We start from the raw sequence: 25,543 nt of genomic DNA on the forward strand, positions 1-25,543 counted from the left end.
CGGCAGGCGTCAGCGCATCGCGTCGAAGTTCCTGGATAGGCGCAGGTGATGGGCATCGGCGCTTACGTGGCCCAGTCCGGATCAAGTTTTGAAAAGCTCCGCGCCCATGAAATCGATGAATGCGCGCAGCTTCGGCGCCCGGTGCTTGCTCGATGGCCAAAGCATGCGGAAGGTGCCCTGATGCTGGTTGAAGTCGTCCAGCACCGTCACCAGTTCGCCGGCCGCAATGGCATCACGCACCATGAAGTCCGGCAGGCAGGCGATTCCAAGGCCATCGCGGGCGACGTGAAACAGGGCCTCGGTGGTGTTGCATACCATCGAGGCCAAGAGGACGGGTTCTGCCTCGCCCTCCTGCCTGCGCAAGGGCCACGACTCGAACTTGCCGGTACTCGGGAACTTATGTTGCAGGCAGGCGTGGCCCGTCAGGTCGGCGGGCTCGCGCGGAGTGCCGCGCGCGGTGAAGTACCGGGGCGAGGCAACTAGCAGCAGCTTGAAAGTGCCCAGTGCACGGGACATCAACCGGGAATCAGTCGGTTCTCCGGTGCGAATGACGGCATCGAATCCGTCCTCGATTACATCGACCATCCGATCCGAGAAATCCACGTCCAGTTCGATGGCGGGGTAGCGGTGCATGAAGGCCGTCAGCGCCGGCATGACCAAGCTGCCTACCAGCGGCATGCTCACGCGCAGCTTGCCTTGGGGCGCTTGCCGGGTTTCCGACAGTTCCAATTCCGCCGCCTCGACCTCGCAGAGGATGCGCCGGCAACGCTCCAGGAACAGCGTGCCCTCGGCGGTCAGCGTGATACTGCGCGTGCTGCGGTGGAGCAGGCGCACGCCCAGCCGCTCCTCCAGCCGGGCCACGCTCTTGCCCACGGCGGAAGACGAGACGCCGAGCACGCGCCCGGCTTCCGAAAAGCTACGGGCTTCCGCCGCCTGCACGAAGAACGCGATGCCATTGAGGGAGTCCATTCTTCACCGTTCTAAGAAAATTTGTCCGATATGTTCGGAACCTTAGCCCATTTTTCTTAATCGAGCCCGCACTTACTCTGACGGCTGCACAGGTTGGATGCGGCTGTCTTGGCTTTCGAGATATGGGACGCCTGCCTGACCCTCTAATGACTCTTTGCGGATGTTTCCCATGACACAAGCCCTGACCGCCACAAGCGGTACCACCGGACGCGACTGGCTGCAACTGCTTGCCGCCTGCCTTACCGGCATCCTGATCCCGCTGTGCTTCACCGGGCCGGCCGTCGTGCTGCCGTCCATCAGTCAGGAACTGGGCGGGACGGCGGTGCAACTGAACTGGGTGGTCAACGGCTACATCCTGACCTACGGTAGCGCCATGATGGCGGCCGGCAGCCTGACCGACACCTATGGCCGCAAGCGCGTGTGGCTGGTCGGCCTGGCGCTATTCGTGCTGATAACGTTCTTAATCCCGCTGGCGCCGACGGTCGGCTGGATCGACGGGCTGCGCCTGGCGCAAGGGCTGGGCGGCGCAGCCGCCTTCGCGGGCGCCATGTCCTCGCTGGCACAGACCTTCCACGGCCCGATCCGTACACGTGTGTTCAGCCTGCTCGGCACCACGTTTGGCATCGGCCTGGCCTTCGGCCCGCTGGCGGCAGGCTGGCTGGTGGAGGTGGCGGGCTGGCGCTGGGTGTTCCTGGCGACGGCGCTGATCGGCGTGGCCGGTTTCCTGCTGGTGTGGGTCAGCGCCACAGAGTCCCGAGACCCAGACTCTACCGGCCTGGACTGGCCCGGCGCCCTCAGCTTCACCGCCGCGCTGAGCTTGTTCACCTACGGCATCCTGCTGGCGCCGGAAGAAGGCTGGCGCAGCGCTTCGGTGCTCGGCACGTTATTGGCCTCAGTCGTGCTATTCATCGCATTTGTACGCATCGAACGCCGTGTCGCGCGCCCGATGCTCGACCTTTCGTTATTCGGCAGTGGGCGCTTCGTCGGCGTGCAGGTGTTGGCCGCATCGCCGGCCTTCTTCTTTGTCACACTGATCGTGATGCTGCCGGGCCGCTTCATCGGAATCGACGGACTGAGCGCATTGGAAGCGGGCCAAATGATGATCGCCCTAGCTGCGCCGCTGCTGGTCGTGCCGTTCCTTACCGCGTTGTTGTCGCGCTGGTTCACCTCCGGCATGCTGTCTGGCGTCGGGCTGCTGCTGGTGGCGGCCGGACTGGTCTGGGTGGGTCAGGTGTTGTCCGGCGGGGCCGGCCCTGCGCTGGTAGCGCCGCTGGCGTTGATCGGCGCAGGCATTGGCCTGCCTTGGGGGCTGATGGATGGCATGGCCGTGAGCGTGGTGGAGACAGAACGTGCAGGTATGGCGACCGGCATCTTCAACTGCGTGCGTGTTTCGGCCGATGGGATTGCCATCGCGGTGGCGGGCGCGATGCTGGCGTTCTTAATTCAGGGCGGATTGCTCGGCACTTTAGCCGCGGCCGATCCAGCCGTTGTGATCGAGGCCGCCAATCGCGCCGCGCTCGGCGATCTGGCGCATGCCAGTGCCCTTGTCAGCGGCGAGCGCGCCTTGCTGCTGGCGACCTACGACCGGGCATTCCGCTGGGTCTTGTACATCCTGGCTGCATCTTCGGCACTGACTGCGCTGCTAGTGTTCGCCTTGCTGGGTCGATCGCGTGCGCATGAAGAAGTGGGAGCCGCGGCATGAATCCGATTGGGACAGGCTCTCGGCCCCCCGACCGCACATAGCATCGGCTATGCGCGGGTATCCAGCGGGGAAGGCTCGGCCCATCTTCGGTTTCATCACCCCAATGGAAGGCTACCCGGAGTTCTCCGTGCCCACGCTGGAGACATGTGTTATTGACTCGCCAAGCCGTGTTCGCCGGACGCTTACGAAGTTGTTACGGACGTGAACGAATAAAGAATTCTCTACGCGATACACACCACTTTTGACTTCGAGGGCCAGTACGCCATTTTCCGGATGGATGATAAGGAAATCGATTTCCCCCGTGGGCTTAGCTTTGGAGTCGAGTTTCTTCACGGCAGAACAGAGCCACGGTAGGCTGTGAATTACTGTGTAGTCTTCTGGCAGGTCTTTTTTCAATATCCAGTAGAGATCACGCTCGCCATAGCTGTCCGTATCGTGGGGACCGTGCTCAGGTATCATCCTTGCCATCTACTGCTTTGCCTTGCCTTTCTATGATGCGGCCTAGTTTCATAGACGCGGCTTGAGGCTGCAATGGGTCTCTACCCTTTTTTGGCAAGCCCAGCGGTCTTTTCGCCGCATCCAATGACTTTTTACGCAGGTCACTTTGCTAGCTGCTTAAACGCAGGGCTTGTTCCTTCCTTGGTCACGCCACACGAAGTCGTCGCATATGCACATTTCAAGCGATGGCCGTCTCTAGATGGGGCGCGCCCATAGATTGTCACCGAGGTCCTCGGTTCGAGACGGCGGGGCCAACCTCCATCGTCAATTAAGACAGGATTTGTATACGCGAGACGTTCATCTGACGCTTTGAGGGAAACCCCGGCCTCTTCAATTGTGACCGCAAAGGCGCCAAGGTTTGTAATTTCAATGCAGAATGTTAAGCGCTCATCCATCGCCCCGAAGGGGATCGCATGCTTCGGTCTAACACGGAGTTTTACGCTAGTCTTATCCAGTGCATGCCAAGTGTTGATGATCCCCAAAACCGTGCCCAGCAAGGCCAGGGCGAGTGTTACTCCATTAACAATGGTCATGTGCATCCCTTCACTTGATTGACTTCGCAGATTACCCGGTTTTACCGGAAACAGACCATGGTTGTTGGATCGCGATACTGTCTTCTTTAGCTGCTCCTGCAAGCGACAAGCGGAATCCACATCTCGTAGGCGCGGACTTCAAGCCATTCCGAAGCACCGTTTAGTCCTGCTCTAGCGTCTTGCACTCTTTTCCCTATCTAGTCAGTCAAATCATAACCAACGCTACCCCTCGAAACAGTGAACTGTTTTGTGCTTCAGCACCCTTAGTATTCTCTCCTTTATCCAAATTTATCGATCATGTTGTGGTTCGCTTGCTGAATTTGCACAATATGTAGTATTTTTGCCTTGCGGCAAAAATAGTGGCCCTACGCCATTCGAATGACGATTTGTCCTAAGGGAAATAGTATGCATATTGTTCGTTTTTTCCCCATCGGCAATGCCGATACCTGCCTGATCGAGCTTGCCAATGGCCGTCGAATCCTCTTCGATTTTGCCGACATGCACAACTCCAGTGACCCCGATGACAAGCGCTGCGACTTGGAAAAAGAACTGCGTGAGATTCTTGGGGATGACAAGACCATCGACGTGGTGGCCTTCACCCATCTGGACAAAGACCATTGTAATCGTGCGAAAGAGGTCTTCTACCTGGAGCACGCTGAAAAGTATCAGGACGACGATCGAATTAAGATCAAGACGCTCTGGGTGCCGGCTCATGCGGTATTGGAGACAGGCGTGACGGGCCAGGCGCGCACCTTGCGTGCAGAAGCTCGGCATCGTTTCCTTAAGGGGGAGGGGGTGCGCGTGTTCTCGCGTCCTGAAGAACTGGACGATTTCCTTACTGATCGTGACATTGAACCGGCCAAGCGCCGCAATCTGATCAGCGATGCGGGCACCTTGTGTCCGGAATTCAATCGCGAACACGATGGCGTGGAATTCTTCGTTCACTCGCCCTTCGGTAAACGTAACGAAGATAATATCGTCCGCGTCCGCAACAACGACGCCTTGTTCATGCAAGCGACATTCGAAGTCGACGGGCAGCAGACCAAATTGATCCTGTCAGCTGACGTCACTCATGAGGTTATCGACGATATCGTTGAGGTTACTCGATACCATGATCGGCAGTCTCGGCTGGAATGGGACATCAACAACATACCTCACCACTGTAGCTACACTGCTTTGTCTGACGAAAAAGGCGATGAAAAGACCGAACCGTCTGAGGCTTCGAAGTGGCTTTATGAAGAAGCCGGTCAACCCGGTGGTCTCCTGGTCTCCACCAGTAAGTCCATCCCCAGCGATGATGAGGACAAGCAGCCACCCCATCGCCAGGCAGCTGCGTATTACAAAGGGGTGGCCCGTCAACTGGGTGGTGAATGGATCGTCTCGATGGAGCATCCCATCAAAACTAAGCCAGAACCCTTGGTCATCGAAATTAAGAGCACCGGCTACAAAATCCGAAAGGAAGCGCGGAATATCGTCATCGCGACTCCCGCACCTCGCGCAGGGATTTAACTATGAGCCGGCAGTACGATGCGCCTCGTTCGCGGCTTGCAAGATCGGTCGTGCAATATCTGTCGCAGTCTGAGAGCTACCCTTACGCGACCCTTGTTGGCGTCCAGCGAAAAGGCACTCATGATGTGCTAGACATCGAGCTGGAGCTTGAGTTGAATCAGCGCCGCCAGGTGCCTATCTGTTCCAGGGAGCCCATCAGTATCGTTTTCATGGCAAATGATGACTCATGGTCTCCCCGAGTGCGCTCTGAACGCGATGGCTTCCCAGTAGGAATGGTTCATACCAACCTAGATCCGGACGTCGATGGTGGCGTTTGTCTCTGCATTTGGGAGGAGAGCTGGTCAGACCTTGCCACCAACCTCACTGGACAGATTCTAATTGAGCGCATCAGGGCATGGTTCTCCTCCATGGCTGCGGGGACGATACATGATGTGGACCAGCGTCTGGAGCCGCTGATCCATACCGGCTCTAATACGCTCATCATTCCCCCGGGTCGGGTTCAAGGTCCTTGGCACGTTCAATTGGTCTCAGAACATGCCGGACGGCTGGCTGTCGCAATGGGCCCTAAACCACCGGAAAAAGAGGTCTTTGGAAACAACTTCGCTCTGTACAATCCACGTATGCCCTCACAGATACATCGGGGCTTGGCTCTGACGCCTTATGACTTGGGTGCGTTACACCAGCTGTGCATTGAGTTGGGCTTTGATTTGATCAAGGACCTTTCTAGTTGGTTGAAGGATTCCGTACAGCTAGCAAATGCGTCACAACGTCTTCCCATGCTGATTTTAACCGTTCCCAAGCGGCGATTTGACGACGCAGAGGACGAAGAAGTCGAGGTTTGGTGCTACAGCTTCGGTCACACGCTGGCTGAACTGGGTGAACGTCTTAACATCACGGCAACGGAAGCCGGCGCAACGACTATCACAGTTCTTGGCAGTCCTAATGGTGTTGATTTGGCCGCTATCCGCCTGGAACCGTGGCGAGTAGTACCTCGGCTGGATAGAGCAGCGGCTAGACGTTTTTCGGGGGTGAGCAGAGGCGCGGATACTAGGCTCCTCGGAATAGGCGCGGGGGCAATCGGTTCGAACGTCGCCATGATCGCAACCCGTTCAGGGTTGGGTACCTGGACAATCGTGGACGGGGACATTCTGCTGCCGCATAACACCGTTCGACAGGTACAGAGAAACGGTACCGTGGGTTTCGGCAAGGCAGAAGTCTTGAGACATGAGCTTGATAATGTTTTAGCCGAAACCGGAAACGCATTCATTGCGGTGGACGTCTTCAATCCCGCTGGTGAAGCGCAGGCACTGGACTCCGCTTTGCGCAGCGCCGAAGTTGCTGTCGATTTCAGCGCGTCCCCCGCCGTGTTGAGTTGGCTATCAGAGCAACCGGTGAATCGTGCGGTAAGTGCCTTCTTCGGCCCCAGTGGATCTGACCTGGTAGTACTCGCGGAAGGCTCGTCCAGAGATGTCAGGATCGATGAGATTGAAGCGCAGTATTTTTGGGCGGTAGCGGTTAACGAAGAGTTGAAAGATCATCTGGCTGCGGCTCGTATGGATCGGATTCGTTATGCAAACGCCTGCCAAGACCTATCTCGCCCTCTGCCCCCTTGGCAGGTCCACACCCTCTGTGGCCTGGCTGCGGGACGTCTGGCGCAAATCATTGAGGAGGCTGATGCCAGCTTCCGGGTCTGGAGACTGGAAACAGGGTCAGGCGCAGTCGACTCAGTCTGTGTTCCTGTGCAGCCCGTCCGCCGGTTCCATACCGGCGAGATGCGTGTGACAATTTCTGACGAGGTGGTGCGAACGATGCGGGAGCTTCGGCGCCAATCTGGCAGGAATGAAACCGGTGGGGTTCTTCTGGGCACCTTTGATCTGGTGCGCAATGTGTTGCACGTCGTAGCGGCGCTGACTGCACCTTCTGATAGTAAGCAGGCTCCGACATATTTTGTACGCGGCATGAAAGATCTCAAGCCTCGAATAGAACGGTTGGCTGAAGCCTCAGCTGGAAGGCTCCATTACATTGGCGAATGGCACAGCCACCCTGGCGGCGTGCCTGCCCGACCGAGTAACGATGACGAACAAGTTTATGCCCATTTGAAAAGTCATATGGGTCCCGCTGGGACGCCCTATGTAATGGCGATCTGCGGCGATAGGGAAAGTTGGCTTCGAGCTGGATGGCAGGAGCGTGGCGATTTGGAAGGAGTAGTTACCCATGGGTATGAATGAGAATTTGTTAGTCTCGAATGATGACAGCTCCGATACCATTGCGCTGGCTCTGTCCGGGGGAGGGGCTCGGGCCATGGCATTCCATTTGGGATGCCTGCGAGCTTTGCATGATTTGGGGATACTTCAGCGGGTGTCCACGATAACCGCGGTTTCAGGTGGTAGCGTTCTTGCTGGGTTGTATTGCAGCTACCCTGGAGATTTTGAGTCATTTGAGGCGAAAGTGCGTGAGGTCTTGAGGCAAGGCTTTGTCATGCAGGCCCTTAAGAGAGTCGTGACCTCCGCCGATGGCATGAAAGCAGTGGCATATGCCACTGCGCTGCTATTTGAACGATCAGTAGCGTTCATCGCCCGCTTGGTTTTGTGGCTATGTGGTAAGTCTAAGCCCGGTGAGCATTGGCCGAATTCGGCGCCTTTTTTGCGGAAAGCCAGCCGGACGACGATTCTGCGCAATGTTTTCAGCAAAACGTTCAATGGCTGCATGCTGAAGGACCTCCGCAAAGATCGTCCTACCCTAATTGTCATCGCGTGCGAGCTACGAGCTAAGGCTGCGTTTTATTTTACGAGAGAAAGTCTTCACTGCTGGCGGTATGGTTCAGCGAGTGCAGACGGGGTGGAGCTTGCAGACGCCGTTGTGGCCTCGGCGGCATACCCGGCGGCTTTGCCTGCCCTAGATCAGCGATTGGTCTTCAACAAAAAAGGTGTAAAAGCGGCTCACCGCATTACGCTGACTGATGGCGGCGTTTATGACAACCTTGGTCTAGCTCCGATATGGCCTGACCGCGATTTCTCCGAAAGCATGCACGTAAATCGGCATGATCGGATCATCGCATGTAGGGCTGGATATAGTCTCGATGTGACTGAGCCATCTTCCGTTTGGATGTCGCGAATGGGCGCTGCGTTTGAAAGCGTGTTCGCAAGGGCTCAAAACCTTTCTACTAAACGTCTATTCGACCTCAAGGAAGCAGGTAAGTTGAAAGGATTTCTGCTGCCGTATCTTGGGCAGAAGGATAGCAGTCTGAAATTTACCAATACCAATATGGTTAGTGGTGAGGTTACGGCCGGATATCCCACTAATTTTAACGCAATGGATAAGGAGTGGATCGAGCGACTGGTGAGGCGGGGCGAGCAGATTGTCCATGCTCAGGTCAAAGAACACTGGCCTTCGGCCTTACCAACGCAGACGCAAGAGGTTGAAAAACTCTAGCATCTGCGCTCTGGAGACTCTAGGTGGCGCACAGTTTGTTACCTGTGCGCTTTACTTAGGATAGCTGGGCATCTCCAGTTCTGGACGTTTAAGTTTATATTTCCAGGAGCAGCATCGTATATGTCATGTAATTTAAAAAAGCTCCCTGCGCCGACTCGGTAGTTGGCAAATAGCTTAACATGCCCCTTCAAGTCGATTTTAACTTCTTTATGAGGATGATATGAGGAGCTATTAGGAACGCATTGGATAAAGTAAGAAGCTGCAAAAACGTCAGCTGCGCCTTGATGCCAAGAATGCCTTGACCCATGGTGAGGAACTTGAACTGTAGCAAGTGATTCCCACCTTTCAAAGCCCAAATGTGATTTCAATGAGTTTAGGGTGTACGGGTTTACTGTTAAGTCTCCGAGAGAGAGGCTGCTATAACGATCCTCGAATTCACCTTTCCAATCGTTGTAGGCACATGGATAATCGCAAATCGGGCGAACATATAGGCAGAGGGAAATGTTGTTTCGTTTTTTACTGCTTTTCCCAAAATGGTGATCGTAAACGTAGCGAAGCTTTTTACGCCAATTTGTCTTCGGTTGCTCGTTGGTAAATCCAATTCTATACTGTTTGACTATATCTTGGATTTGCCGTGATACTTCGTCCATGTCGGATTTAGATCGCTTGGCCAATACCTTTCCAGAGTCAAGTAGTGTGCACATTGTGGGGGCATCAGAGTTGTAGAACATAAACTCAAGATTTGAGTTTAATGCCCTAAAGGCTTGATGGTGGTTCATAGAATAAAATTTTGGAGAATGATTGCTCTTTGTATTAGATTCACTATTGGGTTTTGCGAAAATGTCTAGCTCAGAGTCCGCGTGCCAAGTACCGTACTCCCGCTCCATAACTGACCTTTTTTCATTACCATAAGGCAGTTCGTTAGGTCCAATTTTTGGTGGAACTCTGTCAATGTCAGACGCTCGATGTTCGTCAGGGTCATCCATCGAGCCGCCTTTGATCTCCAATATATTCATTACCTGGCCCTCTAATCCTCGTGCGGCCAGCCATTGTTTTGGATCCAGCTGTAACAATGCGGTGGAAGCTGAACAAGATGCTCCACCATGATCAGATACATTTTCAAGCTTTTGAGATAAATGAGTGTATGGCAAAGCGAGCCATTTAACCTTCCAGGTTTTCAAGAACAACTCTACGCCATTTACATGGTCATCATCGAAATGTGAGAGAACGAGCAAGTCGACAGCCGCGCCGTGTCTCCATCTTGGTGACCAATACGTCAGATCGTCAATTAGATTAGATAAATGCTTCTTTCGTTTAGAACCGCAGTCGTAGGCCCACCTGAACATACCGTGTTTTTTACCCCAGGCCGTACCTGTGTGAAAGGTGCCATGGCCAGCTGGGTGATACAGTTGTGATATTTTAATTGTCATTGGTAGGCTCGACAGGGCGTATAACTTGTTTGACGTATGTTCAATGGAAGAGCAGGGCGAGCCTGCCCCGCTTTTTAAAAGTTCAAGGTTCCAATGTAGTAGTCCAGATCTCGGACACCAAAATTTTCGTTTGGCTTGTCTTCATCCGTTAACCAGTCTTTTTTTCCGTAGCTTTCCAAAGATGCATAGCAATGAACTTTGCGTCCGTCTGGAATGAATGTGATGTCGCCAGCTTTATTTTGAGTGATTTTTTTATAGCCTGAGTAATAATTAAGGTGTCGGCTTGGTGCCTCACCAATGACGATGATTTTTGGATTCAACTTCTCAAGCCATTTATTTGGCAGTTTCCCCGAGTCCCTTCCGTGGTGAGGTGCGAATACGATAGTGGTTTCCGGAAGCTCAATGTGATCAAAAATCTTCTCCATAAATGGGGTTTCCAGATCTCCCAACCACAGAAAGCTGGGCCCGCCCTTAATTGAGTAGCGCGCGACCAACGACGTGTTATTGAACTCCTTACCATCGGTTGACGCACGCAGCGCTTCTTGAAAATCTTCGTTCTTCAGGTCCGGCCAAAGGAAGCTTATGCCAGATGCAGCTCGCTCTTCGTCACCTTGGTTGATCCATTTTCGAGTACAACCCTTGTGCACGTAGAAGGCTTTATCACCGTCTCGAAGCTTGCAATAATGTTTGAATGAGACAGTTTCATCAGGCTTGTGAGCATCATTCTTAACCACATAAAAATTACTTATCGGCATCCGTTTATCAAGATGCTCGATTCCTTGAAGGTGATCTTCATCAGGATGGGTTGAGATGAAACGAGTGATACTCTTTTCTTTGGATTCCTGTATCAATTCGTCGACTAGCCACTCTTTGTGCTCGCCAAATAGTTGGCAATCAATAATTGTGAAGTTGTCTGTGTCGTGCTTAATGTAAAACATGTCACCGTTTCCAACAGTGAACGATCTAATCATTGACATTGGGTATCCTTACTTTTCGGTTGAATTAGACTTCTTGGTGCGGATCAGTGTTTCGCAGCTGAGAATTAACTGGCGGCCATAAGCGCGCGAAGCTTCTCGGACAACTGCGGCATGAACGGCGGCCATCATGTAAGCCGAGTGCAGGACCACGGAAGTTATGACTATGATGATCTTTTCATCGATCTTGGGGAGTGAGGCGAAGTAACTGGGACCAAAATAAAGGATGCCGACGCAGAGGATCAGCACAACCGAATTGCAAAATAAAGCTGTAGTCTTCAGACCTAAGAGGTTACGACGAAATCCATATGTAATGTTCTCGCTGAACAGCAGGTTGAACGTGCTGTGATCTCGCGATTCCTCCCTTAGCCAAGCATTAGCGCTTCGGTAGAAGTCGTTTGCGTGCTGCGGACGGAGTTTCTCATCTTCTACCGTTGGTGCGGATTGGTTCAGTTGAGCGGCAACGAATTCACGGTATCGATCCTTGGATCCCTCTGGCACGTCTGGATTATCCCTATGCCATTGATCAGGCGTCTCGCCCGTGCCCAGTTTCTCCTGGACTTTTTTACCGCGGTGCCTTGCCATGTCTGCAAAGGCAAAAAGCAATACCGCGCCCATAGCGACGGCGATCACATGCGAAAGGTCTAAGTGATCCCAAGGCACAATGATGAACAGAAGGGTCAGTGTAGGTAAGCCAGCAATTAATGCTGGAAACACACGAGCTTTAAGGCTGTAGGTATCGAACTGACTGAAAATTTCCATGTGTTCCTCCGTGCCTTCCATACCACGATCTCGCAGCGCGTTTCTGGGTGCATGAGGCTACTCACGATTACTGAGCGGCTTTGGCAGGACTGAACACATGACAGCGAGCTGCGATGATCGCACGATAACCAAGTGAATGGCCAGTGGCCATAATTACTGTTATACCAAGTAGGTTCTGGGTATCAGACGCTGTAAACGGACAACGAAGTTGCGATACATATGATTAGGGTATGCCACCCCACTCATCGTCATGAATCACCATTTTTTGATAGATGCGATGCACCTTGCTACCGCATCTGGCAGTTATTGCGTTGGATTTCCCGTTTAACGCTTACTCCATCCATATACGTTTCGAACTGTTCCTCTCGAAATTCAGTATCAACGAAAGCCGCTCTTTATGGGTGTCTGGAAAATAGATTTTTCCAGACGCTCGCGTGATGGCTGTGTACAAAAAAGCTAGCTGTTTCGACAGCGCTGTTTTTCCACGCAAATCTGAAAAATAGTAAAGGTCTTCTGAGATTGCCATTCGTTTGAATTCGAAGTTTTTTGCTGTGAATACTGTCGCCAGTAACGGCCGCAACGGCAAGGGGTGACTCAATTCAGCGATGGGCGCGTATTGATAAAGCTCGGTCACGCCGAATTTTACTCCAACCGTTTCAAGCCACTTCTCAACTCTGAGGAATGCATCGTTCCAGCTCATCACCTTGCGCAAATCATCCCACGTTCGGAACCCAGCTATAGCTTCATGTCTGGGGCGGTCCCCCTGAAATAACATCAGGCATGAATTCAAGAAGGACTCCGTTTTTTCGTTCCAATCGACGACTGCGGCTCCTCGCTGCATATCGCGGTTGCGGATCAGCCAGTCGAAAATTCCCCATTCGTCAGCGACCAAGATTACTGTGGACTCAGGAGGGAAGGAGTTGGACGGGTACTCTGCGACCACCGTTTCCTTCGATTTGTCAGCAACAAAAGGTAAGGCGCTCGCTTCGGGGAACGCACCTATTAGTGGATTTACAAAATCTGCTAACGCAGGTCCAGCGCGCAGTGAAATGGCCATATCGTTGTGACGAATGGTGGCTTTGTGGCTAACGTAGCGACCTTGCAAATTTTGAAATCTGTCGCCGAGAGAGATTACTGTGTGACCCGATTCATCCAGCAACTGAACAACCGGGCCAGATAGATCCTGCGCCTCATCGACAAGGATCGTGTCCGCGTATTCGGGGATTGAAAGTCCCGCTAGAGCCACCTGCTTGATTCGGTGATACCCGCGAACTGGAAGGGCCTCAGATTCAACATCAAGGCAGGTCATTCTCATCCAAAGCTTGGCCGCTGCTGCTGCGACAGCCTCTTGCTCAATCAACGATAGCCATTGAATTTGGTTGCGAGGAATGTGTGTTCTCGTAATGTAAGGATCGGAGGAGGAGCAAAATTTTGTGAGCACGCCCCAGCACAGCGCCGCGACTTGGAAAGAATTTCGCTTACCGATCGGTCCAAGTCCCACCTGTTCCGCGAGGACTGAATATGGGATTTGGATTCTCGACGCCGCAGTCATTTTATTCTGGAGTTCTCTGTTTCCCCTAGCCAGTATCTCTACCGCCAGATCTTTGAATGTATTTGTTTTTATCTGGTCCTTCGAAAATCTATTTCGGATTGGCTGGAGTTTGGGCCTTGTATCAGCGAGAAGCATGAATCGCCGTTGTGGCATCAGTTCCAATATCTCACCAATAGCAAATGTCTTTCCTGTCCCCGCATGAGCCTGTGCTTCGATCGAGTCCTCCTGGTTAGCTCGGATGGTATGGATCATCCGCAGCTGGTGATCGCTCACACGTACGATCCTGCCGTTAGGCCGTACATGCTCATGGCTCAAAGCTCCCACGACAATGTGTTGCCTTTTGGCGTAGTCGAAATCCCATGAGCCGTCATGACGAACGTACTCACGACTAGCAATTGCCTCTTGGCTCATTAGGCCAATGTCTAATGAGGGTGCCAGCATGAGGCCGGCGGTAAATGCACTTCGGTTAAAATGGCTGGCCAACGCCGATTTCAGCAATTCGATGTCACGAGGCAATAAGCTGGCGAACGACCGCTCCATCTCCAGAGGCGCGCTCACTGGAAGCTTGGGAAGCTGGTGCAAATACAATATGGCCGCGACTTCGTAGAGCGACAGAAGCGCGATATCTGGACTGTTACCGCTAGAGAGCGCAGCGCTCAGGTCTTCACTGAGCGGTAAATACCAGCTAGGTTTTGTCATCGAATTTGATCATCAAAGGCAAAATATGCTTTGTATGATGCCATGATTTGGCCACCACGAAGCGTCCTGATGTCTGTTATCAAATTGCCAATGGCGGTGAGAGCTAAGAGGGAGACAGCCAGAGCGTGGTGTTCTCTCTAGAAAATTGTTAAATCCAGCTACTCTTGAATCCAGCCAAGAGGTGCGGCTCCAGGGGGGGCGTTTTTTCCATTCCGTTGTCAGACTTGCAACCCTATTCTTTGGATATGTCAGCCAGTCATTACTGCCAGTTGGTCTGGGAAAACGGTGTGGGCAGTTGGAGCCGTACTAGAGGCGCTCAGCTTTCGGTTGCATTACGCAGCCAAACATTTAGATGCCGAGGGTGTCTCACACAGGAGTGGATTCATGTTCAATCTTTTGGTCATGGCAGGAGGATGGACCGGGCGTCGTGATGATGTTGCGCTAGGGCGTGTTTATATCGATCAGACGCAGGAGCAGCAGTGGAAGGTCGGGGATCTCCCCAATTTTGATTTGATGCGAACGCTACCCGCCGTATTTGCCCCTGAAACCTACGGAGATGGTGCAGGCCAGGTTGCGCGTGTTGGAGAAATCATTAGCACGCGTATCCAGGGGGGCACTGTAGTAGTCGAATACCGATACGACCCTGACATTCCGCCAATCCCCCAAATGGATCTGATCGCACTCGCTCCTGCGTTAGGAATTCACATTCCGCGAAGAGGGTTCGGCCCATTCGCACATAGTCACTGGGCGATCAAAGACGCCAATTTGTTTAAAGTGTTGTTGACCGAATGGCGTGAGCCGGTCCGTCAACCTGTCGTCTTCCAGTTGGACGCGCCGCAACGAGTACGCCCTAATCTTTTGTCTGCAATGATGCCTTTCGCGGGCTTCGATGCGATTTGGGAAGCGATCCAACGCGCAGCTACATCAAATGGAATGGAGAGCGGCCGAGCAGACAACCGCTGGGACCACCCCTCAATAATCCAAGACGTCGTCGATCTAATAGACCAAGCAGCAATTGTCGTGTGTGACTGCACCGGCAAAAACGCGAACGTTTTTTATGAAATGGGAATAGCTCACGCGCTGGGGAAAGAAGTGATAATCATCACTCAGAACCCAGTAGATATCCCCTTTGATATCGCCCATCTCCGGCACATACGTTATTTGGGAAATGAGCAAGGAGTTCGGCAGCTTGAAGCCGATTTGGCAGGCCGAATCGCGGCGCTCAGAGCGTTCACCATCCCATGAGCAGCCTGAAGCGTTCCGGAGGTAGAGCTGCTCGATTCGCGCTGGCGCTAATACCCGAGCATTTGGGGGGTTCCATGAGCTTGGCCATGTGCTCATCACAACAGGGTGCGCGAAGCTTCATGGCTCCTATGTGCTTGGTCACACACGATGATTGGACTGCTATAACGGTTGGAACTCCAAACGGCGAAGGTGCGGAAGCTATGGCTCTCATTGATGACGTTGACGGCTTGCAATCGATTTACATCAATCGTGCTACCGGAAACGGGAATGACGACGATGAGCGAGATTATCCTCTGTACCGACAGAGCGTTCTTGATGATCCTCGTGTGACGTCACTGGTTCCCGGATGGGTGCGCCGTCACAGGAACTTGGATCAATTTTGGGGATTCATCCAGCCGAAATTTCCGAAGTACGCCGAGCGGAGGAAGTTCATCTGGGATGAGTTCCGGTTGCTCGTTGACTTCGCTGAATCAGCTGGGGGCCACCCCTCTGATATCGTTGTTTCAGAGGCGCTGGATCGCATTGACGCTGAGCACGTTCGTATCGCATGGACCAAGGCGCTTGAAAGGCGCTCAACTGATCCCGAGGGAGCTATCACAATGGCTCGAACGCTCCTGGAATCGGTATGCAAACACATTCTTGACGAGGCCGGAGCGAGCGACCATGAGACGACTCCTGACCTGAACAGGCTCTACAAGCAAACGGCTACGCTTCTAAACCTGACAAAGGCACAGCATGAGGAAGTTGTGTTCAAGCAAATTCTTGGAGGGTGCACAGCCGTTATAGAGGGTTTAGGGGCGCTTCGGAATCGTTTGAGCGATGCCCATGGAAAAGGAAAGGGCGGGGTGAAGGCTGCTCCACGGCATGCAGAACTGGCAGTGAATCTTGCCGGCTCGACTGCGCTTTTTTTGCTCGCCACATGGGAGGCAAAGAACGGGGATTGAGGGGGGCATTGCTCAATAAGGGGGCGGATAAATAACTTCAGCGAAGGGAGTTGCCAATCGCTGTCCACAGACAGAAATCGGCCCAAAACAGCAATTCGAGTGCACCCAACCAACCCCAAGGTGAATAGTCAGGCATTGGCTAAAATGCAGTTGGTGGGCTGCACAATAAAAATGAGTAGCTATTCTTGATTTGATAGTAGATTCTTTTTGAAGCGTTTCAAAGGTAGGCGCTTTGGATACGAAACATTGGAGCAGGGGGTAAGATTAATTCGGAAGGTGGCTATCCGTATTTCATAATTGAGTGCTAAATTGGGGTGTTGCTATATGAGAGGTTGAGGATGGCGCGTCTGGGTGTTTAAATATTAATGTTATACTTTGCGAGTGAGTAGGGAAATGAATCTTACATTCGAAGAAACATCGATACAAGCATTGTTGAGCGCGCCTGATCAGTTAGATGCTCTGAACTTCGGCATAATTGGCTTTAACGAAGATTCGGAAGTGCTAATCTACAATACTTTTGAAGCTAAAAGCGCTGCCTTACGACAGGAACGTGTTTTAGGTAAGAATTTATTTTTGGAAATTGCGCCCTGCATGAATAACGCTATGGTCGCTCACAGATTTGAGAATGAAACTGCGTTAGACGTGATCATTTCTTACGTTCTGGCGCTTAGAATGCGGCCAATCCCCGTTAGGTTAAGACTGCTTAAAGAAAGTGATGCTAGCACCCGCTTTCTATTAGTTGATCGGGCAGCTTCAAAATGATTAGTGATGAACAAGACAATGGTTCAATTGAATCAGAGTATGAGGCACTACTGTCATTTATGTATCTATCGCCCGTAGGGCTGGTAAGAACCGACCCATACGGCAAGATTGACATGCTCAATCCCATGGCAACTCAATTGTTAATGCCGTTAGTTAATTCTCTAGGACTTGAAAACTTATTTGAGACGCTTGCTTCAGTGGCGCCTGAGTTACGTAACCTTGTAACGAGTTTTAGAGAGTCGTGCGGATCAATATGTGTAAACCATAGAATCCACGTGTCGTCCGCAGCCGACGGAGGTATTGTACTCGCATGTACTATTGTAAAGGTTAACGACGACGTCCTGATAACAGTTCTAACTGATATCTCTTCTCAAGTTGCAACTGAAAGGAGACTAAGGCAGACAGACTCATGGCTGGACGCCATCTATACGATTGTTAACGATTTCGCAGTCCTCGGCTTGACCAAGCAGGGAGTAATTAACAGTTGGAGCCCTTCGGCAGAGCGTTTAACCGGTTACACGGAATCCGAGGCTATTGGTGAGGCGTTGGGCCGCTTCTATAGCTTGTCCGCCTTGGAAGTTGATGTTTTGAAGGAACAACTTACATTTGCACGTGAAGAAGGTTGGCATTCACGAGACTATCTTTGCCAGCACAAATCAGGACACAGTTTTTTTGCTCAAACAATGATTGCCGTTTTGCGCGACGAAAGTGATGAGTTTTCTGGCTATACCGTTGTATTTCGAGATATCACTGAGCGAAAAGTGTCGAGTGATAATCTGGCCAATTTGCTCACTAAAGACCACCTCACAGGCGCAGTTAATCGCGCTCACTTTTTTAACTTGGCAGAGAAAGAGTTGGCTCGGGCAAGTCGATACGAGCACTCAATATCGATGATCATGCTAGACGCCGATCACTTCAAGCATGTTAATGATAGTTGGGGGCATCCCATTGGCGACGAAGTTCTTAAGTCTATAGTCAAAATTGCCGAGGGAGTTCTTCGTCCCGGAGATACTATAGCTAGGTTTGGAGGCGAAGAATTTATCGTCATGTTGCCTAAGAGTAATAGCGTCGAGGCTTCAGTGATTGCTGAGCGACTAAGGAGCAGCATTGAAGCATCTAGTGTCGATGCTTGTGATGAAGAAATCAAAATCACAGTCAGCATTGGGTGTGCCTCGATGAGTGAATCGCGATCCACTCTCAAGCAGTTGTTAGTCTCAGCCGATAGCGCGCTCTACCAAGCAAAATCCAGGGGTAGAAACTGTATAGTTGATATTGATGACTGCTAATTTATGGCGTCTCGTGAGTTGACGAGAGGTAGTTCGCAAAGCCATGGCTGAAGATATCGCGAATATGTGCCAGCTATTCCCGATATTGAAGGGAAGACGCAAGCAGCAGGCTGGCGCCATGTCTGGCGGTGATCAACAAATGCTTGTTATTGCCAGGCGGTGGTGTCCTGTCCGAAGTTGTTTATTTGGGATTAGCCGACAATGGGGCTTTAATCGCAAATGAACAAGGCTGTGCCTAAATATCCTTCGATAGATCCGGTCGCGTAATACGCCAATCCCGCTATTCGAATAGAACACAGTGGAAGCCATCCAGATGGCGACCCGGGTGTTTAAGCTTCGCGTCGGGGAGATCGTTTCCGTGTTGGCGGGGAAAAGCGTGACCGAAGAATCTTTGAAAGACATCTATCTAAGCTCGTTAAGGAGTTTGGAAAGACACGGATCTCTCTATGCACCACTGGCCTTTGCGTTTTCTGCTGTCCAAGTAGGGGCGGGCCGCTCATCAGAAGGGCCTATTGCCTTGCGTTCCACCTTTCAATTCAAGCCGCAAGTTCAAGCTGTTTGTCGATGTGAATCTTTCAGGTATGAATCTAATTTGGGTAACTTGAATGGTCCCTTTGGGCTGTTTCTGTCTATCATCACTGTCTATATTATTGAGTCGAAAGCGGAACCATCTTGAGAGTGTTCAATTCGTAAAGCGTTTTTTGCACCACAATGACACCAGAATGCCTGTGGCAATCGACACCATTGGAATGCTTGAAGCAACGCTCAGTGTCGGAAACACCAACAGTATTTGCGAGTCGTTACCGCCGAGCATCATCGAAGCCCCAATCCCCATCAAAGTACCCGCCAACAAATGAACGCCAGCCTTTGATGGGGTAAAGGCCTCGAAACGAAACATTTTCCTGTACACGGTAAAACTCAGCATGCCTGCCAGCAACATGACAAACACAGCAATACGCCGGGCGCTGATTGCCATATCGGCTTGCCAGAACAACTGCGAAACATTGTAAAAGAACACACTCGGTGTCCATAACGGGTCGAACGTATAGAGCGCACTCGTCAACGTACCCAGCAGCATGCTGGAGAAAACCAGGTGTTTATTACCATGTATGCAGACCAAAAAAGTCAGCACTAGCGCCACTACACCGATCAACAGCCAGTAATGCCGGCTGGAAATTTCCGGCATCAGAATGGTCTTCTGTTCGGGCATCATGCGCATGTAATACCAGAGCACGATCCCCAGGACCCAGCCGATCATTGTGAACAGTTTATTGAAATTGCCACTGGCAAACCTGGTCAGCGTACCTACGCTGCAACCGTTGTTCAGCACCGATGCCACCCCGAACAACAAGCCTCCCGAAACCAGTAAAGGATAGGAAATACCCGGCGAGTACAGCGGCAGGCTGACCTCGGAGAAACGATAGAGCGGGGCCAGCAGCAACCCGAACAATCCACACGATGTCAGTGCCACAAACAACGTCGGGCGCCCCGCCAGCAATTGTTCGCTCGCTTTGACAAGGCACATGCCCATGCGCTGCGAAACCCAGCCAATCAGGAACGCTAATACCAACGCCATCAGTAAAGAGAAAACCATTTCGTGTGCCACTGCTGATTTGGATGGACCAGGCCTCACTAGGAATTAGCGTAGCTCTCGATCAGGCTACTTGTGTCGCCTCGCGGGCCTGCTTGGCCATCGAGCTGAGTTGATCGCGGTCGGAACCGACGTTGGTCACCTCATACACAACGATCAAATGGTGCGGCGTATCGACCGCTGTCTGAACGTTGCAGCCAACGATTCACGCTGGATGTGTGCCGTCGGGGTGCCGTTAACTAATCGCATACTCTTGCCCAAGAGTTTCTTCATATGTGAATCGTTCACCGGATGCCCAGTCTGCGATCCAGCGAAAGTGCTCCTGCACCGCGCGCGACGATGAGCAACAGCAAGCCAGCCCAGGAAAGATGAGTCGGCCAAGCATCGGGGTAAACGAAAACCTGGATGACAAAGGTCATGCACAGCAATGCCAAGGCGGATAAACGGGTGAACAGGCCGAGCACCAGGAGCAGTGGAAATAGGTGCTCGCTGTAAGTCGCAAGGTGTGCCGCCAGTTCTGGAGAGATCAGGGGCAAGGCGTATTCCGTTCGGAACAGTTCGTAGGTACTCGGTGTAATCGTCAGAATGTCGCTGACTTTGGTGCGCCCTGACATGAAAAAAATGGCGGCGATGGCGATGCGCGCCACCAACACCAGAAACGAATCGCTGATCAGATCGCCCAATCGGGTTGCAACGCGGTTCCAAAGGCCACGCAGGGAATTGTCGTCGACAGGTGGGCGGGTGTGGATGGTATCCATGCTGTGCTCCGTTGATGGCTTCAGCAATTGGTTGTCGGGAGTTCCGCCGTTACAAACGCGTCAGCACTCACCAGGCGAATAATGAGGTTTTCCAGGTTCAGGTCAGGCTCGACACCAATGGCCCAGTCAGCAGCGACATCGAGGGGCAGGTGCGCCGCGCAGGCGTCGAGAAAGGCACACTCTGCGGCACTCGCAGCCTGCCAATGCACGCGGCCGGCCTTGCGTGTCAGCAGTGCACCTTCACCTCGCCATTCGAGTTTTTCAGGCATTTCCCTTTGTTCGCGATTAACGCACCAGATTGTGTAGGCGGGACAGTCCGGCAACCAGACCCAACGAGCGGCATCCCGTGGTTTAAGCCGCAAGTTGCCCAACTCCGTAGCGGGAATCTGCGCCAAGTCGTTCAGCCCAAGACCAGGCTCATCAGCGGCGCAATGAACCTGTGTCCAGAGCAGGTCCAGACGGGCGACGTCGCCCAGATACGGCATGTCTTGCGCGTGCTCGAATTTGTCGAGAAAGTCGGGGAAGCCCGCTCCGTAATTCAGTAAACGTGCATCTGTTGGCGGTGAAATCCGGGCATGTATGGCGGCGGCGCTTTTAAGCCAGGCAGTGCCCACCAGGCGCTCTACGGTAGGGAAGTTGGCTAGCAACGCATCCGTCGTGCCTTTGAGTACGGTATTGCGATAGACCGCAAAGCCTGGTTGTTGGGTCAGCGAATCCATCGTGGATGATTCAGTGCCGTATAACGCATCGACGAAGGCATCCTGAAAGCTTGCGAGAGAGGGCTTCATATCGCCACCTTCATTCGCTGATTTTGCCCAAGGTTCAATAACGTCTGCGCTCGGTTGCGCTCGGCCAGTAAAACGTCGAAAGCGGGGATATGGTCGTCGCGTTCGATCAGTGTTGGACGCGGGCCGATCCGCTCAATCAACCGCTTGTACAGCGACCAGACACCTTCGGCGACAGGGACATCATGGCTGTCGATCAGTAACGTGGATTTACCCGGATCCTTGGTGAACCCCGCCAGATGAATCTCCATGATGGCGTCGGCCGCAAAGGCATCCAGATAATCGGCGGCGTTAAAACCCAGGTTGTGCGCACTGATGTGCACGTTGTTGACGTCCAGCAACAAGCCGCAGCCAGTCACCGTGCTCAATTCGGTGAGAAATTCCAGTTCGCTGTAGTCATGCCCGTTCAGGTGCAAATAATGGGTCGGGTTTTCGATGGCAATGCGACGTCCGAGGGCGTCTTGTGTGCGCTGGATATTGCTTGCGATACGCTGTAACGCTTCGTTTGTTCGGGGAAAAGGCAATAGGTCGGGGTGGTATTGTTCGCGCCAGGCTGACCAGGCCAGGTGCTCGGAAATCAATGCCGGTTGAACGCGATCAGCGAGCTGTTTCAGGCGTTTCAAGTGCTCCGGGTCCGGCGGGCAATCAGCCGCCAGCGAAAGTGACACCCCGTGCAACGACAACGGGTGCCGGTCGCCAATGGCCTCCAGCCACGCCAAGCGGGGGCCACCACCAACCATGTAGTTTTCCGGATGAACTTCGAACCAGAGCCCTTCGACCGTGCAGTCGTGGGCCTCCTGATAATGGTTCGGTTTGAGGCCGAGTCCGGCCCCGATCTGGAATGGTTTGTTCATGATTAGTGTGTGCCCCGTGGTGTTGACGTTACATAGGCGTGAGGCTGCCGGTGCCTTTTGGCGTCTTGATGGTGGTGCAAGTACCGACTGGAACGTTTTTCCAGGCGTTCGGCTGGTAATCCATTTTGGCGGTGCCTGCGCAGGTGGTACCTGCACCGGCCTTGCAATCGTTTTGACCGGCCATGGCGACGCCGTAGCATTTTTCCATGGCGCCTGCGGCGGCTGGGGTCTCGGCGGCAATGGCGCCGGCAGCAAAGGAGGAAAAGGCAACGGCTATGGCAGCAAGCTTCAGATTGTTCATGGTTATTCTCCGGGATCATGAGGGTGGGTCGTCGCATCAGTGCAGGAGTGCGCTGTGCTTCAGATCCGAAAGGTAGTTCGCTGAGTTTTCAAATCCGGTTACAGCCATCGCAAAATATTTTTTAGAACCGCAAAATGAATCTGCTTGTTGCCTTATGGCTTTGGCGGCAAGCATGATCCATCGCCCGTTATTGGCGCTGGCGTTATGCAAGTACAGAATACTTTCATCCTCGTGTAACCAGAGTGGACGATGGAACGAACTACACATAACGACGCATTGCGCAGCCGGGAAATTCATCTTCAGACCTTGTTCCTTGCGGGCCTGGGTGGAGACGAGCGGGCTTATGGCACTTTCCTCAAGGAGCTGAGCGGTCATATTCGCGGCTTTGTTCGAACCCGACTTCAGCGACAACCGGGTGAAGTCGAGGATTTGCTGCAAGAGGTTTTACTGGCCGTCCATAACGGTCGACAAACGTACCGTGCGGACCAACCGCTGACGGCCTGGGTGTTTGCCATCACCCGCTACAAACTCACGGATTTTTTTCGTGGCAGGTCGCGCAATGAAGTGCTCAATTACTCGCTCGACGATGTGGCGGAGCTGTTTGCCGAGCCACATCTGGAGCCGGAGCAGGCCCATCGCGACCTCGGCAAGTTACTTGAGCAACTGCCTGAGCGGCAGCGCTTGCCGATCCAGCTGGTGAAGCTTGAAGGCTTGTCGGTCGCCGAGTCCGCGCAAATGACCGGGCTTTCGGAGTCAGCGGTAAAGATTGGCATCCATCGCGGGCTTAAGGCGTTGGCCGACAGAATTAGAGGTACACGATGAAAACTGACGATCTTATTTCCATGCTGGCGACCGGTGTTACACCGATCGACCGGCATGCGCTCGCAAAGCGTTTCGGCGTCGCGGTGCTGGTCGGTCTGATAACGGCCTTCTTGCTGGTGATGGTCATGTTTGGCGCACGTCCGGATCTGGCCGCAGTGGCGGCAACTCCGATTTTCTGGGCAAAGATTGCCTTACCCCTGTGCCTTATGGTCGGGGCGTTGAGCCAGGTTGTGCGCCTGGCGAGACCCGGACTTACGCCAGGCGCCGGCCAACTGCTGGTCATTGCTGCGGTAGCAGCGGTGTGGGCCGGCGCCCTCTATGTCCTGATGACAGCAGCCCCGGACGTGCGTGCTTCGATGATCTTCGGTAAAACCTGGCGCGTGTGTACGCTGAACATCATCTTGCTTTCGATTCCGGGGTTCATTGCGGTCTTTTGGGCGCTGCGCGGGTTGGCACCTACTCACCTGAGACTGGCCGGAGCCTGCGGCGGGCTGCTTTCAGGGGCGATGGCTACCATTGCCTATTGCCTGCATTGCCCTGAAATGGAAGTCCCGTTCTGGGGCGTCTGGTACTTGCTTGGCATGTTGATACCAACCGTTATCGGTGCGCTGCTCGGACCGCGCTGGCTTCAATGGTAGTGGGGTTGAAAATCGCTAGTTATCCAGCGACTCCACCACTGACTCTCTGCATGGTCAATTCACAGCCTAGGCGGCATATAGGCTATATCCAGACGCCGATGAATTAGAGAAACGATTGTCAGCAAATCTTCTGCGTCCTCTTTCGTCATATTCCAATGTATTCGAGCCTCGTGGGCAACTGGGTTTCGAAACATCCCAAATGTACCTCGAACCAAATTTGCAAAACCGCTTTGCTCGCTTTTCTCACTAACTGTGGAGCGTGGATTGATGGCTAAAAGCGGCGGATCGCCCCCTAGCACCCGGTCTACCAGCGGGGCTCCGTCATCCGTCAAACCTGTGCGCTCTCTCATTTTTGCTGCAACGCTCTTCACGGCTTCCTGAACAGCGTGGAAGTAGTTGTCTGCTAACAGTTCCGAGCGACAAAACCTCAGAACGTCGGGATGGACCCCTCGATTTTCCATGTCCGCACGCAGATCGCGTGCTCTGCGCTGGGCCTCAGGTAGCGTCTGCACCGCTTCTGCCGGGATAAGATGACCTGCTTGATCCACCATGAGCGATGCAAAAGCGAGCGCTTCGTTGACTAGTGCGCGCATTGGCTCGAAGCGTTCGGGTGATCGACTATAACGAGCTGGCTTCATTGCTAGGCGTATAAACTCCAGTACGTGAGTGCGATTACACTTTGTATTTTGGCTTTCGACAAATGCGTTATAGATCCTGATGCGTTTTGTGATTTTGCCCGGATCATTCATTTTGGCTGATGCAAGAAACAGCTCTATCTCAGGACCAGTGAGACCCGTATCTGTGTCGCCGAGGGCATTTGCGATCGCTTCGAGTTGATCTTGGGAGAATAGGGCCATTTTTTTCATCCGTGATGCCGAAATATGAACGGGCCACACGGGCACCGTGCCGGTGAAACGAAGCCTAGCAAAAGAGAGTATCTCCTAGCGTTTCTTGCGTTGTGACTTTTAGCCCTCCATCAAGTCGCCTCAGTGGTTCAGTTAGATGCGTCGAACAAGTCCGATCAATTGGGCTGCCGTTTCTGTAGGCAGCGGTATGGTCCTGAGTTTTCTCCACTTAGTACTGGTCATCCAGCCAAAGCAAGCGAGACACCTGCATGAAAGATAATTTGAGTGAAGAAGAAATGCGTCATGCGCTTTTCGGTACTGCGAACAATGAGGCTGCACCAGAAGCCCAGGATCTGAGGGTTACGTCTGATCAGCAGCACGTATCGAAAGCCCAGCGGGCCCCGACTTCTCGCTCACCGAAATTGAGGGTGACGCTCCGTGTAGCGTTGGAATTTGAGGGCAAAGCTGAGATGTTTGTTTACGAGGCGAGCACGCTGAGTAGCCTCATTGCTGAGCAGGAAGCGAAGGCGGAAGCGAAGAAGCGCAAGTTTAAGTACTTCGAACTGGTTTCGATTGAATCTGTTTAACTACTTTGCTCGCATCGCCTTCAATTCTCGTTTCAACCAGCAGCTGCGACAGGGCCCGTCAAAAA

The 25,543-nt window shown here is 52.9% G+C and carries 26 protein-coding genes and 1 pseudogene; 12 read left to right on the forward strand and 15 right to left on the reverse strand.

Annotated features, from left to right (window positions below; genetic code table 11):
- Nucleotides 1–81: 81 nt before the first annotated feature.
- The gene (locus QFX16_RS07680; protein ID WP_038997926.1) at nucleotides 82–969 is read right to left on the reverse strand and encodes a LysR family transcriptional regulator; all 888 of its coding nucleotides are present in this window, start codon (nucleotides 967–969) and stop codon (nucleotides 82–84) included.
- A gap of 169 nt (nucleotides 970–1,138) precedes the next feature.
- Between QFX16_RS07680 and QFX16_RS07685 the strand changes: the two genes are divergently transcribed.
- A complete protein-coding gene (locus QFX16_RS07685) occupies nucleotides 1,139–2,671 on the forward strand; it encodes an MFS transporter (RefSeq protein ID WP_283183456.1) in 1,533 nt (510 codons plus the stop codon).
- Between the two features lie 111 nt (nucleotides 2,672–2,782).
- Here QFX16_RS07685 and QFX16_RS07690 read toward each other — a convergent pair whose 3' ends face one another.
- Both QFX16_RS07690 and QFX16_RS07695 read right to left on the reverse strand, forming a co-directional pair.
- Entirely contained in the window at nucleotides 2,783–3,139 is a 357-nt protein-coding gene (locus QFX16_RS07690) for a nuclease-related domain-containing protein (RefSeq protein WP_349294210.1), read from the reverse strand.
- A gap of 131 nt (nucleotides 3,140–3,270) precedes the next feature.
- Nucleotides 3,271–3,702, reverse strand: a complete 432-nt coding sequence (locus QFX16_RS07695; RefSeq protein ID WP_283183457.1) for a hypothetical protein — start codon at nucleotides 3,700–3,702, stop codon at nucleotides 3,271–3,273.
- Nucleotides 3,703–4,107: 405 nt separating this feature from the next.
- Here QFX16_RS07695 and mblB point away from each other — a divergent pair, with 405 nt between their 5' ends.
- From mblB to QFX16_RS07710, 3 genes are read left to right on the forward strand one after another with little or no spacing between them, the layout of a single operon-like run.
- Entirely contained in the window at nucleotides 4,108–5,211 is a 1,104-nt protein-coding gene (mblB, locus tag QFX16_RS07700; RefSeq protein WP_283183458.1) for an anti-phage 6A-MBL system MBL-fold protein, read from the forward strand.
- A gap of 2 nt (nucleotides 5,212–5,213) precedes the next feature.
- The gene (cap2-3, locus tag QFX16_RS07705; protein ID WP_283183459.1) at nucleotides 5,214–7,439 is read left to right on the forward strand and encodes an anti-phage 6A-MBL system cap2_3 protein; all 2,226 of its coding nucleotides are present in this window, start codon (nucleotides 5,214–5,216) and stop codon (nucleotides 7,437–7,439) included.
- Nucleotides 7,426–8,643: a patatin-like phospholipase family protein gene (locus QFX16_RS07710; RefSeq protein WP_283183460.1), complete on the forward strand. Its 1,218-nt coding sequence runs from the start codon at nucleotides 7,426–7,428 to the stop codon at nucleotides 8,641–8,643. Before cap2-3 ends, QFX16_RS07710 begins: the two co-directional genes overlap by 14 nt.
- Before the next feature lie 38 nt (nucleotides 8,644–8,681).
- On the opposite strand, the gene QFX16_RS07715 is transcribed toward QFX16_RS07710, so the two are convergent.
- The 4 genes from QFX16_RS07715 to QFX16_RS07730 all read right to left on the reverse strand — a co-directional run bounded on the left by QFX16_RS07715 (nucleotide 8,682) and on the right by QFX16_RS07730 (nucleotide 14,060).
- The gene (locus QFX16_RS07715; protein ID WP_283183461.1) at nucleotides 8,682–10,073 is read right to left on the reverse strand and encodes a ComEC/Rec2 family competence protein; all 1,392 of its coding nucleotides are present in this window, start codon (nucleotides 10,071–10,073) and stop codon (nucleotides 8,682–8,684) included.
- Nucleotides 10,074–10,147: 74 nt separating this feature from the next.
- Nucleotides 10,148–11,011: a ComEC/Rec2 family competence protein gene (locus QFX16_RS07720; RefSeq protein ID WP_283183462.1), complete on the reverse strand. Its 864-nt coding sequence runs from the start codon at nucleotides 11,009–11,011 to the stop codon at nucleotides 10,148–10,150.
- Nucleotides 11,012–11,059: 48 nt separating this feature from the next.
- Complete coding sequence (locus QFX16_RS07725; RefSeq protein WP_283183463.1) at nucleotides 11,060–11,809, reverse strand: hypothetical protein; 750 nt, start codon at nucleotides 11,807–11,809, stop codon at nucleotides 11,060–11,062.
- 331 nt (nucleotides 11,810–12,140) lie between these two features.
- Nucleotides 12,141–14,060 (reverse strand): hypothetical protein, encoded by a 1,920-nt coding sequence (locus QFX16_RS07730; protein WP_283183464.1) that lies wholly within the window; start codon nucleotides 14,058–14,060, stop codon nucleotides 12,141–12,143.
- Nucleotides 14,061–14,444: 384 nt separating this feature from the next.
- Here QFX16_RS07730 and QFX16_RS07735 point away from each other — a divergent pair, with 384 nt between their 5' ends.
- The 5 genes from QFX16_RS07735 to QFX16_RS07755 all read left to right on the forward strand — a co-directional run bounded on the left by QFX16_RS07735 (nucleotide 14,445) and on the right by QFX16_RS07755 (nucleotide 18,973).
- The gene (locus tag QFX16_RS07735) at nucleotides 14,445–15,305 is read left to right on the forward strand and encodes a hypothetical protein (protein ID WP_283183465.1); all 861 of its coding nucleotides are present in this window, start codon (nucleotides 14,445–14,447) and stop codon (nucleotides 15,303–15,305) included.
- Between the two features lie 200 nt (nucleotides 15,306–15,505).
- Nucleotides 15,506–16,249, forward strand: coding sequence for an abortive infection family protein (locus tag QFX16_RS07740; protein ID WP_283183466.1), 744 nt, complete (start codon nucleotides 15,506–15,508; stop codon nucleotides 16,247–16,249).
- A 393-nt stretch (nucleotides 16,250–16,642) separates the two neighbouring features.
- Nucleotides 16,643–17,011 (forward strand): hypothetical protein, encoded by a 369-nt coding sequence (locus QFX16_RS07745; protein ID WP_283183467.1) that lies wholly within the window; start codon nucleotides 16,643–16,645, stop codon nucleotides 17,009–17,011.
- Nucleotides 17,008–18,297 carry a sensor domain-containing diguanylate cyclase gene (locus QFX16_RS07750; RefSeq protein ID WP_283183468.1) on the forward strand — a complete coding sequence of 430 codons (1,290 nt, stop codon included), beginning with the start codon at nucleotides 17,008–17,010 and terminating at the stop codon, nucleotides 18,295–18,297. The genes QFX16_RS07745 and QFX16_RS07750 overlap by 4 nt, the downstream gene beginning before the upstream one ends.
- Nucleotides 18,298–18,595: 298 nt before the next feature.
- Nucleotides 18,596–18,973, forward strand: a complete 378-nt coding sequence (locus tag QFX16_RS07755) for a hypothetical protein (RefSeq protein ID WP_283183469.1) — start codon at nucleotides 18,596–18,598, stop codon at nucleotides 18,971–18,973.
- Nucleotides 18,974–18,979: 6 nt separating this feature from the next.
- Here the strand turns inward: QFX16_RS07755 and QFX16_RS07760 are convergent, their stop codons facing one another.
- The 7 genes and pseudogenes from QFX16_RS07760 to QFX16_RS07785 all read right to left on the reverse strand — a co-directional run bounded on the left by QFX16_RS07760 (nucleotide 18,980) and on the right by QFX16_RS07785 (nucleotide 22,760).
- Entirely contained in the window at nucleotides 18,980–19,903 is a 924-nt protein-coding gene (locus QFX16_RS07760) for a YeeE/YedE thiosulfate transporter family protein (protein WP_349294211.1), read from the reverse strand.
- Nucleotides 19,904–19,967: 64 nt separating this feature from the next.
- Nucleotides 19,968–20,093 (reverse strand): annotated as a pseudogene (locus tag QFX16_RS29685) (hypothetical protein); the annotation flags it as partial.
- Nucleotides 20,094–20,172: 79 nt separating this feature from the next.
- The gene (locus QFX16_RS07765; RefSeq protein ID WP_283183470.1) at nucleotides 20,173–20,646 is read right to left on the reverse strand and encodes a DoxX family protein; all 474 of its coding nucleotides are present in this window, start codon (nucleotides 20,644–20,646) and stop codon (nucleotides 20,173–20,175) included.
- Nucleotides 20,647–20,666: 20 nt separating this feature from the next.
- Nucleotides 20,667–21,434 carry an HvfC/BufC N-terminal domain-containing protein gene (locus tag QFX16_RS07770; protein ID WP_283183471.1) on the reverse strand — a complete coding sequence of 256 codons (768 nt, stop codon included), beginning with the start codon at nucleotides 21,432–21,434 and terminating at the stop codon, nucleotides 20,667–20,669.
- Nucleotides 21,431–22,285 carry an MNIO family bufferin maturase gene (gene bufB, locus QFX16_RS07775; RefSeq protein WP_283183472.1) on the reverse strand — a complete coding sequence of 285 codons (855 nt, stop codon included), beginning with the start codon at nucleotides 22,283–22,285 and terminating at the stop codon, nucleotides 21,431–21,433. Before bufB ends, QFX16_RS07770 begins: the two co-directional genes overlap by 4 nt.
- Before the next feature lie 28 nt (nucleotides 22,286–22,313).
- On the reverse strand, nucleotides 22,314–22,586 hold the full coding sequence (locus QFX16_RS07780) for a BufA1 family periplasmic bufferin-type metallophore (protein WP_172792166.1): 273 nt from the start codon (nucleotides 22,584–22,586) through the stop codon (nucleotides 22,314–22,316).
- A 36-nt stretch (nucleotides 22,587–22,622) separates the two neighbouring features.
- Complete coding sequence (locus tag QFX16_RS07785) at nucleotides 22,623–22,760, reverse strand: hypothetical protein (RefSeq protein ID WP_172792167.1); 138 nt, start codon at nucleotides 22,758–22,760, stop codon at nucleotides 22,623–22,625.
- A gap of 75 nt (nucleotides 22,761–22,835) precedes the next feature.
- Between QFX16_RS07785 and QFX16_RS07790 the strand changes: the two genes are divergently transcribed.
- Entirely contained in the window at nucleotides 22,836–23,408 is a 573-nt protein-coding gene (locus QFX16_RS07790) for a sigma-70 family RNA polymerase sigma factor (protein ID WP_283183473.1), read from the forward strand.
- Nucleotides 23,405–24,046 carry a DUF1109 domain-containing protein gene (locus QFX16_RS07795; RefSeq protein WP_283183474.1) on the forward strand — a complete coding sequence of 214 codons (642 nt, stop codon included), beginning with the start codon at nucleotides 23,405–23,407 and terminating at the stop codon, nucleotides 24,044–24,046. Before QFX16_RS07790 ends, QFX16_RS07795 begins: the two co-directional genes overlap by 4 nt.
- A gap of 59 nt (nucleotides 24,047–24,105) precedes the next feature.
- Here QFX16_RS07795 and QFX16_RS07800 read toward each other — a convergent pair whose 3' ends face one another.
- Nucleotides 24,106–24,912: a TIGR02391 family protein gene (locus tag QFX16_RS07800; RefSeq protein WP_283183475.1), complete on the reverse strand. Its 807-nt coding sequence runs from the start codon at nucleotides 24,910–24,912 to the stop codon at nucleotides 24,106–24,108.
- 248 nt (nucleotides 24,913–25,160) lie between these two features.
- On the opposite strand from QFX16_RS07800, the gene QFX16_RS07805 reads away from it, so the two are divergent.
- The gene (locus QFX16_RS07805; RefSeq protein WP_283183476.1) at nucleotides 25,161–25,478 is read left to right on the forward strand and encodes a hypothetical protein; all 318 of its coding nucleotides are present in this window, start codon (nucleotides 25,161–25,163) and stop codon (nucleotides 25,476–25,478) included.
- Nucleotides 25,479–25,543: the final 65 nt, after the last annotated feature.

Origin of the sequence: Pseudomonas svalbardensis, assembly GCF_030053115.1 — a bacterium.
Taxonomy (GTDB): domain Bacteria; phylum Pseudomonadota; class Gammaproteobacteria; order Pseudomonadales; family Pseudomonadaceae; genus Aquipseudomonas; species Aquipseudomonas svalbardensis.